Below are 15,288 nucleotides of genomic sequence, written 5' to 3'. Positions count from 1 at the left end.
GGAAGGACCTGATTCATGACGTCCGTACTGCCTGCTGTGCCGGCTGCTGCTGAGGAGACGGTGGTGCTGCCGCCGGTGGAGAGTGGTAGTCAGCTCGAGAGTCAGCGGGTGGCGGCCTGGTTCGGGGCGCACAAGGTGTTGTCGGAGGTCTCGCTGACGATGGAGGCCGGGCAGGTGACCGCCCTCATCGGCCCGTCCGGGTGCGGGAAGTCGACGTTCCTGCGGATCCTGAACCGGATGCACGAGCTGGTGCCGAGTGCGGCGCTGGCCGGGAAGGTGCTGCTGGACGGGGAGGACATCTACGAGCCGGAACGGCGGATCACCGACACCCGGAAGCGGATCGGGATGGTGTTCCAGAAGCCGAACCCGTTCCCGGCGATGAGCATCGCGGAGAACACGACCGCGGGGCTGAAGCTCACCGGCACCCGGGTGCGCGGGGACGAGCGGCAGGACCTGATCGAGGAGTGCCTGACCAAGGCCGGGCTCTGGAAAGAGGTCAAGGACCGGCTCGGTTCGCCGGGCGGGGCGCTGTCCGGCGGTCAGCAGCAGCGGTTGTGTATCGCGCGGTCGCTGGCGGTGCGGCCCGACGTACTGCTGATGGACGAGCCGTGTTCGGCGCTCGACCCGACGTCGACGCGGCGGATCGAGGAGACGATCCACGAGCTGCGCCGGGAGGTGACGATCGTGATCGTCACGCACAACATGCAGCAGGCGGCCCGGGTCTCGCAGTCGTGCGCGTTCTTCCTGGCCGAGCAGGGCACGCCCGGCGTGATCGTCGAGTCCGGGCCGACCAGCCAGATCTTCTCCAGCCCGGAGGACCAGCGCACCGCCGACTACGTGGAAGGACGCTTCGGATGATCAACCGCCCTTGGACTTCCCGGGACAGCTGGCGGGTGAAGGTCGCCGCCGCCTGGGCGTGCGCCGCGCCGGTCGGTGCGATGGTGCTGGTCGTTGCCGGTGGTGGGAGTACGTTCAACGGGCAGCTGGTGGTGGATGCGCAGAACCTGCCGGCGGGGACGTACGTCGATCTGCCGGCCGAGCTGCCGCAGGTCGGTGCCGACGGGCAGCTGCCGGCCGATCCGGCGCAGCGCGTCCAGCCGGGTACGTCCGACGTACCTGACACCGGTGCGACGGACGGGCCGCGGCAGCCGCCCGTCGGCGTGACCGGGGACGTGTCGGGAATCCCGGGGACGGTGCTCGCGGCGTACCAGAAGGCGGCTCGCGATGTGGCGACGGCGATGCCCGGGTGTCATCTGACCTGGCCGCTGCTGGCCGGGATCGGGAAGGTCGAGTCGTCGCACGCGAGCGGTGGCCGGGTCGATGCCCAGGGCAACACGCGGGGCCGGATCCTCGGCCCGGTGCTGAACGGGGGCCCTGGGATGGCGGCGATCTCCGACACCGATCACGGCGTGTACGACGGGGACACGACGTGGGACCGGGCCGTCGGGCCGATGCAGTTCATCCCGGGGACGTGGGCGACGTTCGGTGCTGATGGCAACGGTGATGGGATTCGCGATCCGCACAACGTCTTCGATGCCTCGCGGGCGACGGGGGACTACCTGTGTCAGGGCGGCGCTGATCTGAGCAATCCGCGGCAGTTGGTGCAGGCCGTCCTGCGGTACAACCACTCGATGAGCTACGTGTCGACGGTGCTTCGGTGGATGCAGTCGTACAGCCGGCAGACGGTGTCGATCCCCGACTCGCACGACCAGATCCCCGGCGCCGACGACAAGGGCAACACCCACACCACCGACGGCAAGTCCCTCCCGACGACGCCTCCTCCTGGCGTCACCCCAACGCCCGGCGTCACCCCGCCGACCGCTGGCTCCACCCCCACCGCCCCGCCGCCTACCCACACCACTCAGGCCCCCGTCCGCCCCACCACGCCGGTGACCACCAAACCGCCGTACATCCCACCGTCGACAGCTCGCCCGACCACCCCGCCGCCGACGAGCACTCCCTCGGATACGCCGCCCCCGGACACCCCCACCCCGTCCGACACCCCGACCCCGACGGAAACCCCGACCACACCACCCGAAACCACCACCCCCGACACCACACCCCCGCCCGACACGTCGTCCCCGGAAACCCCGACGGGTACGCCGTAGGACCCCAGCCACTCATCAACCACCCCACGGGGGCGGCTGCGCCGCCCGCTCGAGCCCGCGCTCGCGCGGGCCGGCGTGGTTGGTGAGTGCCACAGGTCCGTTCCGGGTGGTTGGTGTGGTGCTGGCGGTCGTGCCGGGTGGTTGGTGAGAGCTCCCGGGTGGGTGGTGTCGTCGTCGGTTGTTCGCGGCGGATGGTTAGTTGATGATTCGGTGCCAGGTGCGGGGGCCGGATTTGAGGGTTGCGGGGAGGGGCACCTCGGAGGTCGGGTCGTTCTGGCGGGTGCCGTTGATCGTTATCGCGCCTTGGCGGAGGAGGCGGCGGAGTTCTGAGTTGCTGGCGGTGGGGTGAGCCAACCGGAGGAGGGTGAGCACCGTGGGGCGGGGGTCGGTGGTGGTCAGCTCCGGTACGTCGGCCGGCTCCGACCGATCGGTGAACGTACGGCGGAACGCCTCCAGTTCGGCCTTCGCCACCCCGGCGCCGTGGTACCGCGTCACCACCGCCGCAGCCAACCGCAGCTTCGCGTCCCGCGCCGCCGGACCAGAAGCATCCGCAAGCGCCGCGACCGTGTCCTCAGGCAGTTCCGTGTACACCCGCGCGTACGCCCCCACCAGCTCGTCCGGGATGCTCATCAGCTTGCCGAACTTGTCCTGTGGGCTGTCGGTCAGTCCGATGTAGTTGTTCAGCGACTTCGACTGCTTGGCGCGACCATCGATTCCGGGCGTGATCGTAGTCGTGATCACCACCTGCGGCGGCGCCCCGAGCCGTTGCTGGAAATGCCGGCCGAGCTGCTCGTTGAACAGTTGGTCCGACCCGACGATCGTCAGGTCGCTCTGCATCGCGAAGCTGTCGTACCCCTGCAGCACCGGGTACACCAGCTCGTGTGCGGCGATCTCCCGCCCCGCCGCGACCCGTTCCCGGAACATGTCCCGCGCCATCAGTTGTGCCTGCGTGACCTGCGCGAACAACCCGAGCAGTTCCGCCACCGGCATCGCGTCGTACCACTCGGAGTTCCGCCGTACCTCGAACACCTCAGGATCGGTCCGCAGCACCAGCGAGACCTGTTCGAGGAACGACCCGGCGTTCGCGTCGATCTGCTCCGGAGTCAGCACCGGGCGCGTCGAGGACCGCCCGGTCGGGTCGCCGACCCGGGTAGTGAGGTCGCCGAGCAGGAACACCACCCGGTGCCCGAGGTCCTGCAGCTGGCGCATCATCCAGAGGTTGACCGCGTGCCCGAGGTGCAGGTCCGGCGCGGTGCAGTCGACGCCGTACTTGATCCGCAACGGCCGCCCGGAATCCAGGCGTTCGCGCAGATCCTCCGCACCGACGATCAGGTCGGTGGTACGGCGTAACCGGTCGATCACAGCGTTCATCGAAAAGGGGTTCCTCTCAGGACGAGGCACCCGCACAAGCGGCCAGTGCCTCCGGCAAACGGAAAGAGGCAGGAACCGGACGGTTCCTGCCTCGGAGGCTCTGGGTGGTGCTGACTGCGGGGACTACCGAACGCCGGCCCCTCCCAGAGCCGGTCGATAGATCACGCAGTGCTTGGTCACACCGTGAGGCTAGCATCCGCCCGGCTGTCTGGAGAACCCGATTAGGCTCGGCAACGTGATCGACGAGCAGGTGGTACTGGTGGACGACGGCGGGCGCGCGATCGGAACCGAGGCGAAGGCCACGGTCCATCACGCGGCGACCCCGCTGCACCTGGCGTTCTCCAGCTACGTCGTCGACGCCGCCGGCCGGGTGCTGCTGGCCCGGCGCGCGCTGGACAAGCTGACCTGGCCGGGCGTCTGGACGAACAGTTGCTGCGGGCACCCACTTCCGGGGGAGCCGGTCGGGCACGCGGTACGCCGACGGCTCGCGGACGAGCTGGGGATCGTGGTCGCCGCGGTGGACCTCGTCCTGCCGGAGTTCCGGTACCGCGCGGAGATGCCGAACGGCATCGTCGAGAACGAGCTGTGCCCGGTGTACCGCGCGTGGTGGACCGGCGACCCGACGCCGAACCCGGCCGAGGTCGCCGACTACCGCTGGGCCTCCTGGGACGAGGTCCGCACCACCCCGGACCTCTCGCCGTGGTGCCTCCTGCAACTCGACGAACTCCCGGACACCCCGTCCGCGTGGCCGATCGCCGACAGCTCCCGGCTACCAGCCGCCGCCCAGGTCTGACTCCAGCAGATCCCCGTGGACGGCGACCGCCGCCGTACTGGCGTGCCCCGCCGCCCCGATCGCGAGCAGCGCCGGCGCCGCCGTCGTACCGACCGCGTAAACCCCAGGCACGGTGGTCCGTCCGCCTTCGTCGACCACGACCGCGCCGTCCGAGACCTGGCACCCGAGCCGCTCGGCCAGGTCGCTCTGCTGATGCTGCCGCACCACGACGAACACCCGTCGCGCGGCCAACGTCTCCCCGTTGACCAGCCGTACCCCGGACCCGACCTCGGCGACCCGCTCCGTCCGCACCTTGACCCCGGCGACCGCCAGCCGATCCAGCTGCGTCCCGCCGAGCAGATCGCCGTCCGTGCACAGCACCACGTCGTCGCTCCACCGGCTCAGCAGCAACGCCCGCGCCACCGACCGATCCGGCGCGCCCCGCATCCCCAACTGCACCAGCGCCTCATCCCGCACCTCCCACCCGTGGCAGTGCGGACACGCCACCACGGACTGCCCCCACCCGTCCGCCACCCCCGGTACGTCGGGCAGCTCGTCCGACAACCCGGTCGCCAGTACGACGACCCGCACGTGCCGCCCGTCGACCACGAACCCGTCGTCGTCCGGCGTCACGTCCTCGACCCGCCGCGCCTGTACGTCGACGCCGTACTCGGCCAGCTGCCGCCGCCCGACGGCCAGCAGCTCGTCCGGCGCGAGGTCCGCGGCGCCGAGGTAGTTGTGCACGTGCGACGCCGACCGGTTCCGCGCCCGCCCGTCGTCGAACAGCACCACCTGCCGCCGAGCGCGCCCCAACGTCAACGCAGCCTGCAGCCCCGCCACACTCCCACCGATGACCGCGACATCCATGTTGCCATCATACGAGACGACTGGTCTCATAGTTTGAAATTCATTGGGCGTTCCCGGCTGTTGGACCGCCTAATGACCAGGTGATCCGGATCCGGCCCGTCGAGACCGACGCCGACTACGAGGCCTGGCGCCGGGTGCGCCTCGCGGCCCTGCCGTACGAGCGCGCGCCAAGTGTCGCCGAGCTCCGGAAGGCGCACACGCCGCAGCGGCTGATGCTGCTCGCGGAGCTGGACGGCCAGGTGGTGGCGCACGGCAACTCCGACCGCTCGAACGAGGCGGACCGCGCTTCCGTGATCGCGCGGGTCCACCCCGACGCCCGCCGGCAGGGCGTCGGCACCGCGCTGCTGCGGGTGCTGACCGAACACGCGGCGGAGCAGGGCTTCACGATCGCCGGGTGCGCGATCGACGACGACGGTTCGCTGGCGTTCGCGAAGCGCTTCGGGTTCACCGAGTTCCTCCGCCAGGTCGAGCAGGTACGCCGGATTGCGGACGAGCCCTGGCCGGTGGTCCCGCCCGAGTACGCCGTCGTACCGGTCGCGGAGCGGCCCGAGCTGTGGGCCGCGGCGTACGAGCAGGTTGCGGTCCCGACGCTCCCGGATCTCGACACCACCTCGCCGATGCACGTGACGGCGCAGGAGTGGGCGACGGAGTGGATCAACGATCCGGCCTCGATGTTCCTGGCCGTGGCCGGCGACGAGGTGATCGGTGTCGCCGGGCTGTGGCTCGACACCGACGTACCCGAGCGGGCCGAGGTCGGGTACACCGCCGTCCGGCCGGACTGGCGGGGGAAAGGGGTGGCGTCGACGCTCAAGCGGACCAGCATGGCGTGGGCGGCCGAGCACGGCATCACCGAGATCTACACCTGGACCCAGGAAGGCAACGAGAACATGCGGCGCCTGAACGAGCACCTTGGTTTCACGTACCGGACCGTGAGCGTGAACGTTCGTGCAGAGCTACCGCTGGAGTTCCCGGAACAGCTCGGGTCCTGACCAGGAACGCCGCGCGGTCTCGGCCTCCCGGATCAGTGCGACCAGCCGGGCGTTGACCGGTGCGGTCCGGTCGAGCGACGTCGCGAGCCGGACCACCTCGCCGTTCAGGTAGTCGATCTCGGTCGGGCGGCCCGCCTCGAGGTCCTCCCACATCGACGTCCGGGCCAGCGGGTCGACGGCCAGCACCTTGGCCGCGAGCCGGCGGAACAGGAAGTCCGGCAACCGCAGTACGGACGGGAAACGTTCCATCGGGACCGCGAGGAGTTGGGCCGGGCGGATCCCGGCCGCGGCGAGCAGTTCGAGCGCCTCGGCCTGCGCGGCGGCGAGGCAGCGGCGGTACGCGCGTTGCGAGAGCTCGTCGCGCAACGGCAGGTTCGACAGCGCGTTGATCGGGTTGTTGAGGTTGAGCAGCAGCTTCGACCACTGCACCGGCAGGATGTCGTCGTGCTGGGTGAGCGGCAGCCCCGCCCGCTCGAAAGCCTCCGAATACTGCGCAAGCGCCGGATCCCGCTGGACGTCGAGCTTCCCCTCGGTGCCCTGGTGGAACACGCCGCCGCCCCGGTTCAGCACGTTGAACGGCACCATCCCGCCGACCACTCGCCCAGGCAACCGCGACCGCAGCACCTCGGCGTTCCGCACGCCGTTCTGGAAGCTCACCACCACCGCACCCGGCGCCAGCACCTCGGCCAGTTCCTCCGCAGCCTGTGCAGTAGCCGCCGACTTCACCGTCACCAAGACAAGGTCCGCCCCCGCGGCAGCCTCAGGCGACGTCGCGAAAGCCACCTCGGAAACCCGAAGGTCGGCGCCCAGATAGTCCGTCAACCGCAACCCGTGCGCCGCCACCTCCGCTGCCACCCGAGGCCGCCCGACGAACGTCACCGCCGCGCCGGTCGCCGCGAGCCGGCCGCCCACGTAGCAGCCGATCCCGCCCGCTCCATAGACCGCGATCATGAGAACAACGTACCGAAGGACCGGAGGTAGTAGCAGCCAATCCGTATTAGCACGTTCCGGCGGGCCGAACGGGGCCACTACCTCCTGTCCTTCCGCACACCCAGGTTGACCTCAGTGCAGCCGTACCCGGGGATCGAGGACGGCGTACCCGATGTCGACCAGGATGTTCGCGACGACCACCGCGGCCGAGGCGAACAGGACGATGCCGATGATCACCGGCAGGTCCTGCTGGTTGATCGCCACCACCGCGGTCTGCCCCAGGCCCGGCAGGCTGAACACGGTCTCGGTGACGACCACGCCGCCGACCAGCTGCCCGAGGTCGATGCCGAACTGCGTGACCACCGGCGTCAGCGCGCTGCGCAGGCCGTGGACGTAGATCACCCGGTTCTCGCGGATGCCCTTGGAGCGCGCGGTCCGGATGTAGTCCTCGCCGAGCACGTCCAGCATCGAGGCCCGGGTCAACCGGGTGTACGTTGCTGCCAGCAACAGTGCGAGCGCGATCCAGGGCAGGAACAGGTGCTGGAACCAGGTCCCGAACCCGCCGGTCAGCGGCGAGTACCCGCCGGCCGGGAACCAGTGGAAACCGGCCAGCGTGAGGCGGAAGTACAGGAAGTACAACAGCAGCAGGCCGAGCAGGAACGACGGGAACGAGTAGAAGAACAGCGAGAACAACGTCAGCCCGCGGTCGGCCAGCGACCGTGGGTGCACCGCCGAGACGACGCCGTTGAACACGCCCAGCAGCAGCCACAGGACGGACGCGCCGAGTGCCAGCGAGATCGTCACCGGCAGTGCCTGCCCGATGATCGTTGTCACCGGCACCTGGTGGTAGTAGTCGTACCCGAGGTTCCCCTTCAGTGCGTTGCCGAGGAAATTCAGGTACTGGTGCCAGACCGGCAGGTCCAGGCCCAGCCGGTGCTTGATCAGCGCGATCGTCTCCGGCGTCCCCTGCCGGCCCGCGAGCGTCTGCGCGACGTTGCTTGGGGCAACGAAGAACAGTCCGAACACCGCGACGCTGATCAGCCACAGGACCAGGATCCCGTGACCGAGCCGTCGTAGGAGGAACATCGCCATGGTCAGCTCCGATCCGCGCGGGGGTCGAAGGCGTCCCGGACCCCGTCACCGAAGAGGTTGAAGGCGAGCGTGGTGATCAGCAGCGCCAGACCGGGGAACAGGATGAACCACCAGGCGGTCGTGTAGTAGTTCTGCGACTCGCTGATCATCCCGCCCCAGTCGGCCGTTGGCGGCGGCAGTCCGAGCCCGAGGAACGACAGTGTCGCCTGGGTGACGATCACGACCGGGATCAGCAACGTCGTGTACACGATCACCGGCGCGATCACGTTCGGCAGCACGTCGACGTACATGATCCGGCCGTCGCCGGCGCCGAGTGACCGGGCCGCTTCGACGTACTCGCGTTCCCGGATCGACAGCACCTGGCCGCGGACGATCCGGGCCACGGACGCCCAGCTGAAGCAGCCGATCACCAGCACCGTCACGGTCAGGCTGGGCCCGGTCACGGACACCAGCGCGATCGCGACCAGCAGGAACGGTACCGACAGCACCACGTCGATCAGCCGTGCCAGGATCGTGTCGGTGATCCCCCCGAGGAACCCCGCCGCGAGACCCAGCACGACCCCGATCGCGACTGTGATCGCGGTCGCGATCACGCCGACCAGCAGTGAGATGCGGGCGCCGTAGGCGATCCGCACCAGGATGTCCCGGCCGAGGTCGTCGGTGCCGAGCCAGAACGTGCTGTTCGGCCCGCGCGGCAACCCGTCCGGGGTGAGCCCGATGGAGCGGTACTGCTCGTTCGGCGGATGCCCGGTGACCGCCGCGAACAGCGGGGCCAGCAGCGCCATCAGCACGATCAGCAGGATCACGGCCAGCGAGATCATCGCGACCTTGTCCCTGCGCAGCCGCCGCATCGCGAGCGAGAACGGGCTGCGCCCTTCGATGGCTCTGGGCTCATCGACAACATCGACCATCTCGATGGCGGCGGTCATGGGGCCTCCCGGTCTGGACTGAGGAGCGGAGGGAGCGAAGCGAGTGGAGCGACGAGGGAAGACCGGGAGGTCGAGCCCCATGACCCGCCGCGACGGAGTCGCGGCATATGCACAGTCATGATGCCTTCAAATCGGGTACTGCGGTGGACAGGTCCTCGCCCACCGTCAACGGGTAGAAACAGGCGGTCCGGTGGTCGGGCCCGTCGTCGAGCACCGGCTCCAGCGGTGGTACTTCGGCCGCGCAGTCGAGCTTGGCCTTCGGGCACCGCGTGTGGAACCTGCACCCCTCCGGCGGGTTCGTCGCGGCCGGGATGTCCCCGCCGAGAATGATCTGTTCGCGGCTGTCGGCGGTGTCCGGGTCGGCCACCGGCAGCGCCGACAGCAACGCCCGGGTGTACGGATGCCGGGTCTGCCCGAACAGTTCGGCCGTCGTCGCGAGCTCGACGATCTTTCCCAGGTACATCACCGCGATCCGGTCGCTGACGTGCCGGACCACGGACAGGTCGTGGGTGATGAAGACGTAGGTCAGGTTCAGTTCCTGCTGCAGGTCCGAGAGCAGGTTGATGATCTGCGCCTGGATCGACACGTCCAGCGCCGACACCGGTTCGTCGCAGATCACCAGCTTCGGCCGCAGCGCGAGCGCCCGGGCCACCCCGATCCGTTGCCGCTGGCCACCGGAGAACTCGGCCGGGAACCTGTTGTAGTGCTCGGGGTTCAGCCCGACCAGCTCCATCAGCTCCTGGACCTTCTTCTTCCGTTCGTTACCGGAAGCAATCTTGTGGATGGCGAACGGGTCGCCGATGATCGAGCCGACCCGGCGGCGCGGGTTCAGCGATCCGTACGGGTCCTGGAAGATCACCTGGACGTCGCGGCGCAACGGCTGCATCGCCTTCCGGGACAGCTTGGTGATTTCCTTGCCCTCGAACCACACCGACCCCGACGTCACGTCGTACAGGTGCGCCATGCACCGGGCCAGCGTGGACTTGCCGCAGCCGGTTTCGCCGACCAGTCCGAGCGTCTCGCCCTTGTGTACCTCGAGCGAGACGCCGGCAACGGCCTGGACCACCTCCTTGGAGTGGGTCGGGAACTCCTTGCGGACGTCGTCCACCTTGAGTAGTACTTCGTCGTTCACGATGCCACCGCCTCGTCGTCTGCCGCCTGGTCGGCGTGGTGGGGGAGCCAGCAGGCCGACTGGTGCCGGAAGTCGCCGCCGACGTTCAGCAGCGGCGGCGGTTCCGAGCACTTCTCGAACACGTGCGGGCAGCGGGCCGCGAACGGGCACCCCTTGGGCAGGTTGATCAGGCTCGGCGGTGTCCCCGGGATCGGGGTCAACCGGTCGCCGCTGCGGGCCGGCAGCGAGGCCAGCAGCCCCTGCGTGTACGGGTGGTGGTTGCGGTAGAAGATGTCGCGGCGCGGTGCCCGTTCCATCACCGACCCGGCGTACATCACCACCACCTCGTCGGCCATCTCGGCCACCACGCCGAGGTCGTGGGTGATCAGGATGATCGCGGTACCGAACTGTTCCTGCAGCCGGCGCATCACGTTCAGCACCTGGGCCTGCACGGTCACGTCCAGTGCGGTGGTCGGCTCGTCCGCGATCAGCAGCGCCGGGTCGAGCGCCATCGCCATCGCGATCATCACCCGTTGCCGCATCCCGCCGGAGAACTGGTGCGGGTAGTCGTCGATCCGGTCCGCCGCCCGCGGGATGCCGACCAGCGTGAGCAGTTCGGCGGCCCGCTTCCGGGCCGCCTGCTTGCTGATCTCCAGGTCGTGCGCCCGGATCATCTCGACGATCTGCCAGCCGACCCGGTACTGCGGGTGCAGGCTGGACAGCGGGTCCTGGAAGATCATCCCGATCTGGGCGCCGCGCAACCGGCGCAGCGTGCGTTCGTCGGCGCTGATCAGATCAGTCCCGTCGAAGTACGCCGTACCGGACACCTTGGCGCCCCGGGTGAGGCCGGTGATGGTCTGGGTGGAGACGCTCTTCCCGGATCCGGACTCACCCACCACGGCGAGGGTCTGGCCGGCTTCCACGTCGTACGACAACCCCCGGACGGCACGGACGGTGCCGTCCGGGGTGTCGAAGGAGACCTTGAGGTCCCTTACTTCCAGCAGAGCCATGAGGTCAGCCCTGCTTGTCCTTGTCGATCCACACGTTCGTCGGGTCGAAGTTCTGGATCGCCGGGACGTAGTTCGCGTTGTGCACCTGCGCCGCGTGGTAGTTCGGGTTCTTCGGGTTGGTCAGCGGGAAGAACGGCGCGTCGGCCATCACCTGTGCGTCGGCCTTCGCCCACAGCGTGGCCGCCTGGTCCTCGGTCGGCGCCTTGATGGCCTGGTCGATCATGCTGTTCGTTGTCGGGCTGTTGTACAGGCCGAAGTTGCTGCCGATCGGCGGGAACGACGGCGCGCCGGAGAACAGCGGGTTGAAGAACGACAGCGCCGCGTTGCCGTACCAGTCAGCGCCCCAGCCGGCCAGCGACAGGTCCCACACGCCGCGCTGCGCGACGGTCGGCACCTGCAGGTACTTCACGTAGAAGTCCGCGTTCGGCGACGGTACGCCGACGACCTTGATCCCGACCTTCGACAGGTCCTGCTGGATCGTCTGGAAGGCCTTGCTGCTGCCCTCGGAGGCGTTGCGGTACAGGAACTTCAGGGTCAGGCTCGGGAAGCCGGCCGCGGCCAGCATCTGCTTGGCCTTGTCCGGGTTGTACGGATACGGATCGTTCTTCTTGGAGCCGACGATGTTGTCGGGCAGGACCTGGGTCAGCGGCGGGTTGATGGTCGGGCCGCCGAGCACCTGGAGGACGTTGGAGCGGTTGATCGCGTAGCTGATCGCCTGCCGCACCTTCACGTTCGCGAGCGCCTTGTTGTTGTTCGGCGACGCGGTGTTGTAGACGACGTACGGGTTGCTGGACGCGGTCAGGCCCAGGTTCAGGTTCGGGTCCTTCTTCGCGATCAGGGCCGGCAGCTGCGACGGCGGCGGGCCGGAGTCGAACTCCATGTCGGCGGTCGGGGTCCCGGTCTGCAGCTGTTGCTGGATCGAGTCCTGGCTGACCGTCTCGTTGACGACGATCTTGTCCACGTACGCCTTGCGGACCGGGTCGGAGGCGGCGTCCCAGGCGGGGTTGCGGGAGTACGTGATCGACTTGGTCGGAACCCACGAGTCGACCTTGTACGGGCCGTCGGACGGGAAGTGGTTCCCGAGTTCGGTGCTGGCCGGCAGGTAGTTCAGCGACTCGACCGGCGCCGGCGAGAAGGCCGGCAGCGTCAGCATGTCGACGAAGTACGTGGCCGGCTGCGTGAGGTGGAAGACCACGGTCGTGTCGTCCTTGGCGACCACGCCCGGCAGCGGCGTCTTCTCGATGTAGTCCTTGATCCCGGCGACCGTCTTCGGTGCCTTCGCGAAACCGTCCGCGAACGCCTTGTACCCGACGATCAGGTTCGCGAAGTCCGGGATGCCGCCGAACGGCTGCTGCGGGTTCGCGGTCCGCTTGACGCCACGGACCAGGTCGGCCGCGGTCACCTGCCGGGCCGGGGTGGTGTCCCACTTGGCGCCCGGGCGGATCTTGATCGTGTAGGTCAGGCCGTCGGAGCTGATCCCGCCGTTCGCCGCGGTCGGGATGTCCGTGGCCAGGTCGGCCACCGGCTTGGTGTTGTCACTACCGGGATCGGCCGGATAGGTGAACAACTGACGGCTCCACATCCGCAGGTTCAGGTACCCGATCGAGTAGTAGCTCACGTTGGGATCCATGTAGTCGACGTCGCCGGTCCCCAGCATGTTCAGGGTGCCGCCGGTGACCGGGGTACCGGCCGTACTGGATCCGGACGGTGTGTTCCCGCCGTTGCTGCAAGCCGCGAGCGTGATGCTCGCCACGGCGGCAAGGGTTACTGCCGCCAGCCGTCTTCTGGCCATTGGTCCTCCTCCGGGACTCGATACGGCCGAAGCTAGGACTTCCGGATCCGGCCGGAACCCCGGTCACGCAAGCGTCAAGGAGTTGTCACCGGCGGCCCGCCCGAACATGACGGGTTCATGACAACCGTTACCGGCGGTTCGCCCACCGGTGCGCCACACTGGGTCTGTGGCACACAGCCTGCTGTTGGTCGATGACGAACCGCGGATCCGGCGGGTACTGCGCCTTGCCCTGGAGGACGAAGGGTACGAGGTCGCCGAGGCCGCGAACGGGTACGACGCGCTGGCCGCCCTGCGCCGGGAACCGCCGGACGTGGTGCTGCTGGACCTGATGCTGCCGGACCGGGACGGTTTCACGGTCTGCCGGGAGATCCGCCGCTCCAGCGACGTCCCGGTGATCATGGTGACCGCCCGCACCGACAGCCACGACGTGGTCGCGGGCCTGGAGGCGGGCGCCGACGACTACGTCACGAAACCACTTGTTGCCAAGGAGTTGTCGGCCCGGATCCGGGCCCTGCTGCGCCGGGTGGAGCCGGCCAACGCGCGGCAGGCGGACCTGCTCGAGGTCGGCGACCTGCGGATCGACGTCCCGGGGGCCGAGGTGACGCGGGACGGCGAGGTGCTGCCGCTGACCCGGACCGAGTTCAAGCTGCTCGCCGAGCTGGCCGGTGCCGAGGGCAAGGTGCTCAGCCGCGAACAGCTGCTTTCGAAGGTCTGGGGCTACGGGTACTTCGGGGACAGCCGGATCGTCGATGTCCACGTCCGGCGGCTGCGGCTGAAGATCGAGCGCGACCCGGCCAGCCCGAAGCACCTCGTCACCGCCCGCGGCCTGGGCTACCGACTGGTGAGCTGACCTTGCTGGGACGAGTCACCCTCCGGGGCCGGGTGATGCTGGCGTACGGCCTGCTCGCCCTCGGACTGTCCGCCGTACTGGCGATGGTCACCTGGGGCGTGGTCTCGGACTACCTGACGCAGCAGCGTGAGGAGTCGGCGAAGTTCACCACCGAGGACAACGCGGCGGCCCTCCGCTTCGGGCTGTACGGCACCCCGAAGGCGTGTCAGCCGGCCCGCGAACATGTCGAGTGCCCGACTCCGACGCTGCAGCCCGGCGTTTCCCCGATGAGCATCCTGAACAGCCTGCCGTCCACCGACGCCGCGGCCTCGATGCTCTACCTGGACAGCCATTGGTACGCGATGACCGGCAAACCGTCGGACCTGCCGCCGGACATGATCCAGTCCGCGATCGGCGGTACGGCGATGCAGAGCCGGATCGAGGTCGGCGGCCAGCCGGTGCTCGCGGTCGCCGTACCGATGGCGGTCCGGGGCGACGCGTTCTTCGAGTGGCATCCGCTCTCGGCCCTGGACGCGACCCTGGAGACGCTGAAGATCACGCTGATCGCGGCGGCGGTCGCCACGACGCTGGTCGGCCTCGCGGTCGGGCGGCTCGCCAGTACGGTCGCGCTGCGGCCGCTGGCCGAGCTCGCCGGGGTCGCGGATGCGGTCGCCCGCGGCAAGCTGGACGCCCGGCTGCAGGCCGAGAACGACAAGGACCTGGGCGGGCTGGCGCGGTCGTTCAACCAGACCGCCGCGGACCTGGAACGCCGGGTGGCGGCGGACGCCCGGTTCGCCGGCGACGTCAGCCACGAACTGCGGACGCCGCTGATGACGATGCTGAACTCGATGCAGCTGATCCAGAACCACAAGGACGAACTGCCGGCCGCGGTCCGGGAACCGGTCGAGCTGCTCGGCGACGACCTGGACCGGTTCCGGCGGCTGGTGATCGACCTGCTGGAGATCTCCCGCGACGACGGCGGCGACCGGGGCAGCCGGGAGATCGTCCGGATCGCCGACCTGGTCCGGGCCGCCGCCGACGCGGCCGCCGGGCGCGAGGTGACCGAGGTGGAGCACGAGGCCGAGGGACTCACTCTGCAGGCCGACAAGCGGCGGTTGGAGCGTGTGGTCGCGAACCTGGTCGAGAACGCCGAGGACCACGCCGGCGGCTGCAAGGGCGTCGGTGTCCGGACCGGCGGCCTCGGCGTGGTGATTACCGTCGACGATGCCGGCCCCGGGATCGCGGTCGAGGACCGGGCCCGGATCTTCGAGCGGTTCGGCCGCGGCGAGACGTCCGGGCGCGGCCGCGGCGTCGGTCTCGGCCTGGCGATCGTCGCCCGGCACGTCCAGTGGCACCACGGAACCATCCGGGTCACCGAGCGTCCGGGCGGCGGCGCGCGGTTCGTGATCGAGCTGCCGGCGAAAACCAGCTGACGCCGGTTGCCCGCTCCGGCTACCGTGGACACATGGCTACTTGCCTCTGTGTCTA

At 69.3% G+C, this 15,288-nt stretch carries 14 protein-coding genes; 6 read left to right on the top strand and 8 right to left on the bottom strand.

All coding sequences use genetic code 11. The features are described 5' to 3' along the window. The first annotated feature begins 15 nt into the window (after nucleotides 1-15). Both ACXJJ3_RS12650 and ACXJJ3_RS12645 read left to right on the top strand, forming a co-directional pair. Nucleotides 16-858, top strand: coding sequence for a phosphate ABC transporter ATP-binding protein (locus tag ACXJJ3_RS12650; protein WP_458170194.1), 843 nt, complete (start codon nucleotides 16-18; stop codon nucleotides 856-858). Then, the gene (locus ACXJJ3_RS12645) at nucleotides 855-2,108 is read left to right on the top strand and encodes a lytic transglycosylase domain-containing protein (protein ID WP_458170193.1); all 1,254 of its coding nucleotides are present in this window, start codon (nucleotides 855-857) and stop codon (nucleotides 2,106-2,108) included. Before ACXJJ3_RS12650 ends, ACXJJ3_RS12645 begins: the two co-directional genes overlap by 4 nt. A 195-nt stretch (nucleotides 2,109-2,303) precedes the next feature. Here ACXJJ3_RS12645 and tyrS read toward each other — a convergent pair whose 3' ends face one another. Beyond that, nucleotides 2,304-3,479: a tyrosine--tRNA ligase gene (gene tyrS, locus ACXJJ3_RS12640; RefSeq protein ID WP_458170192.1), complete on the bottom strand. Its 1,176-nt coding sequence runs from the start codon at nucleotides 3,477-3,479 to the stop codon at nucleotides 2,304-2,306. A gap of 235 nt (nucleotides 3,480-3,714) precedes the next feature. On the opposite strand from tyrS, the gene idi reads away from it, so the two are divergent. Further along, a complete protein-coding gene (idi, locus tag ACXJJ3_RS12635) occupies nucleotides 3,715-4,272 on the top strand; it encodes an isopentenyl-diphosphate Delta-isomerase (protein ID WP_458170191.1) in 558 nt (185 codons plus the stop codon). Here the strand turns inward: idi and ACXJJ3_RS12630 are convergent. Next, the gene (locus ACXJJ3_RS12630) at nucleotides 4,249-5,118 is read right to left on the bottom strand and encodes an NAD(P)/FAD-dependent oxidoreductase (RefSeq protein WP_458170190.1); all 870 of its coding nucleotides are present in this window, start codon (nucleotides 5,116-5,118) and stop codon (nucleotides 4,249-4,251) included. The two genes, idi and ACXJJ3_RS12630, sit on opposite strands and share 24 nt — an antisense overlap. An 80-nt stretch (nucleotides 5,119-5,198) precedes the next feature. On the opposite strand from ACXJJ3_RS12630, the gene ACXJJ3_RS12625 reads away from it, so the two are divergent. Beyond that, nucleotides 5,199-6,107, top strand: a complete 909-nt coding sequence (locus ACXJJ3_RS12625; RefSeq protein ID WP_458170189.1) for a GNAT family N-acetyltransferase — start codon at nucleotides 5,199-5,201, stop codon at nucleotides 6,105-6,107. Here ACXJJ3_RS12625 and ACXJJ3_RS12620 read toward each other — a convergent pair. The 6 genes from ACXJJ3_RS12620 to ACXJJ3_RS12595 all read right to left on the bottom strand — a co-directional run bounded on the left by ACXJJ3_RS12620 (nucleotide 6,072) and on the right by ACXJJ3_RS12595 (nucleotide 12,971). After that, nucleotides 6,072-7,058: a 2-dehydropantoate 2-reductase gene (locus ACXJJ3_RS12620; protein WP_458170188.1), complete on the bottom strand. Its 987-nt coding sequence runs from the start codon at nucleotides 7,056-7,058 to the stop codon at nucleotides 6,072-6,074. The genes ACXJJ3_RS12625 and ACXJJ3_RS12620 overlap by 36 nt on opposite strands. A 111-nt stretch (nucleotides 7,059-7,169) precedes the next feature. Further along, nucleotides 7,170-8,129 (bottom strand): ABC transporter permease, encoded by a 960-nt coding sequence (locus tag ACXJJ3_RS12615; protein ID WP_458170187.1) that lies wholly within the window; start codon nucleotides 8,127-8,129, stop codon nucleotides 7,170-7,172. Between the two features lie 2 nt (nucleotides 8,130-8,131). Further along, nucleotides 8,132-9,058 carry an ABC transporter permease gene (locus ACXJJ3_RS12610; protein WP_458170186.1) on the bottom strand — a complete coding sequence of 309 codons (927 nt, stop codon included), beginning with the start codon at nucleotides 9,056-9,058 and terminating at the stop codon, nucleotides 8,132-8,134. Between the two features lie 115 nt (nucleotides 9,059-9,173). Further along, nucleotides 9,174-10,190, bottom strand: a complete 1,017-nt coding sequence (locus ACXJJ3_RS12605) for an ABC transporter ATP-binding protein (RefSeq protein ID WP_458170185.1) — start codon at nucleotides 10,188-10,190, stop codon at nucleotides 9,174-9,176. Continuing rightward, nucleotides 10,187-11,179 carry an ABC transporter ATP-binding protein gene (locus ACXJJ3_RS12600; RefSeq protein WP_458170184.1) on the bottom strand — a complete coding sequence of 331 codons (993 nt, stop codon included), beginning with the start codon at nucleotides 11,177-11,179 and terminating at the stop codon, nucleotides 10,187-10,189. The genes ACXJJ3_RS12605 and ACXJJ3_RS12600 overlap by 4 nt, the downstream gene beginning before the upstream one ends. Nucleotides 11,180-11,183: 4 nt before the next feature. Further along, a complete protein-coding gene (locus tag ACXJJ3_RS12595) occupies nucleotides 11,184-12,971 on the bottom strand; it encodes an ABC transporter substrate-binding protein (protein WP_458170183.1) in 1,788 nt (595 codons plus the stop codon). A gap of 166 nt (nucleotides 12,972-13,137) precedes the next feature. On the opposite strand from ACXJJ3_RS12595, the gene ACXJJ3_RS12590 reads away from it, so the two are divergent. After that, a complete protein-coding gene (locus ACXJJ3_RS12590) occupies nucleotides 13,138-13,821 on the top strand; it encodes a response regulator transcription factor (protein WP_344191075.1) in 684 nt (227 codons plus the stop codon). Nucleotides 13,822-13,823: 2 nt separating this feature from the next. Continuing rightward, nucleotides 13,824-15,233, top strand: a complete 1,410-nt coding sequence (locus ACXJJ3_RS12585; protein WP_458170182.1) for a HAMP domain-containing sensor histidine kinase — start codon at nucleotides 13,824-13,826, stop codon at nucleotides 15,231-15,233. Nucleotides 15,234-15,288 lie beyond the last annotated feature (55 nt).

This window comes from Kribbella sp. WER1 (assembly GCF_054189145.1).
This window is presented reverse-complemented; position numbering and strand designations above follow the sequence as displayed.

What these genes read in the sequence shown, in the direction of transcription:
- ACXJJ3_RS12630 (WP_458170190.1), bottom strand. Translation starts at nt 5,118, where the DNA reads ATGGATGTCGCGGTCATCGGTGGGAGTGTGGCGGGGCTGCAGGCTGCG.
- ACXJJ3_RS12650 (WP_458170194.1), top strand. Translation starts at nt 16, where the DNA reads ATGACGTCCGTACTGCCTGCTGTGCCGGCTGCTGCTGAGGAGACGGTG.
- ACXJJ3_RS12615 (WP_458170187.1), bottom strand. Translation starts at nt 8,129, where the DNA reads ATGGCGATGTTCCTCCTACGACGGCTCGGTCACGGGATCCTGGTCCTG.
- ACXJJ3_RS12610 (WP_458170186.1), bottom strand. Translation starts at nt 9,058, where the DNA reads ATGACCGCCGCCATCGAGATGGTCGATGTTGTCGATGAGCCCAGAGCC.
- ACXJJ3_RS12595 (WP_458170183.1), bottom strand. Translation starts at nt 12,971, where the DNA reads ATGGCCAGAAGACGGCTGGCGGCAGTAACCCTTGCCGCCGTGGCGAGC.
- tyrS (WP_458170192.1), bottom strand. Translation starts at nt 3,479, where the DNA reads ATGAACGCTGTGATCGACCGGTTACGCCGTACCACCGACCTGATCGTC.
- ACXJJ3_RS12620 (WP_458170188.1), bottom strand. Translation starts at nt 7,058, where the DNA reads ATGATCGCGGTCTATGGAGCGGGCGGGATCGGCTGCTACGTGGGCGGC.
- ACXJJ3_RS12645 (WP_458170193.1), top strand. Translation starts at nt 855, where the DNA reads ATGATCAACCGCCCTTGGACTTCCCGGGACAGCTGGCGGGTGAAGGTC.
- ACXJJ3_RS12600 (WP_458170184.1), bottom strand. Translation starts at nt 11,179, where the DNA reads ATGGCTCTGCTGGAAGTAAGGGACCTCAAGGTCTCCTTCGACACCCCG.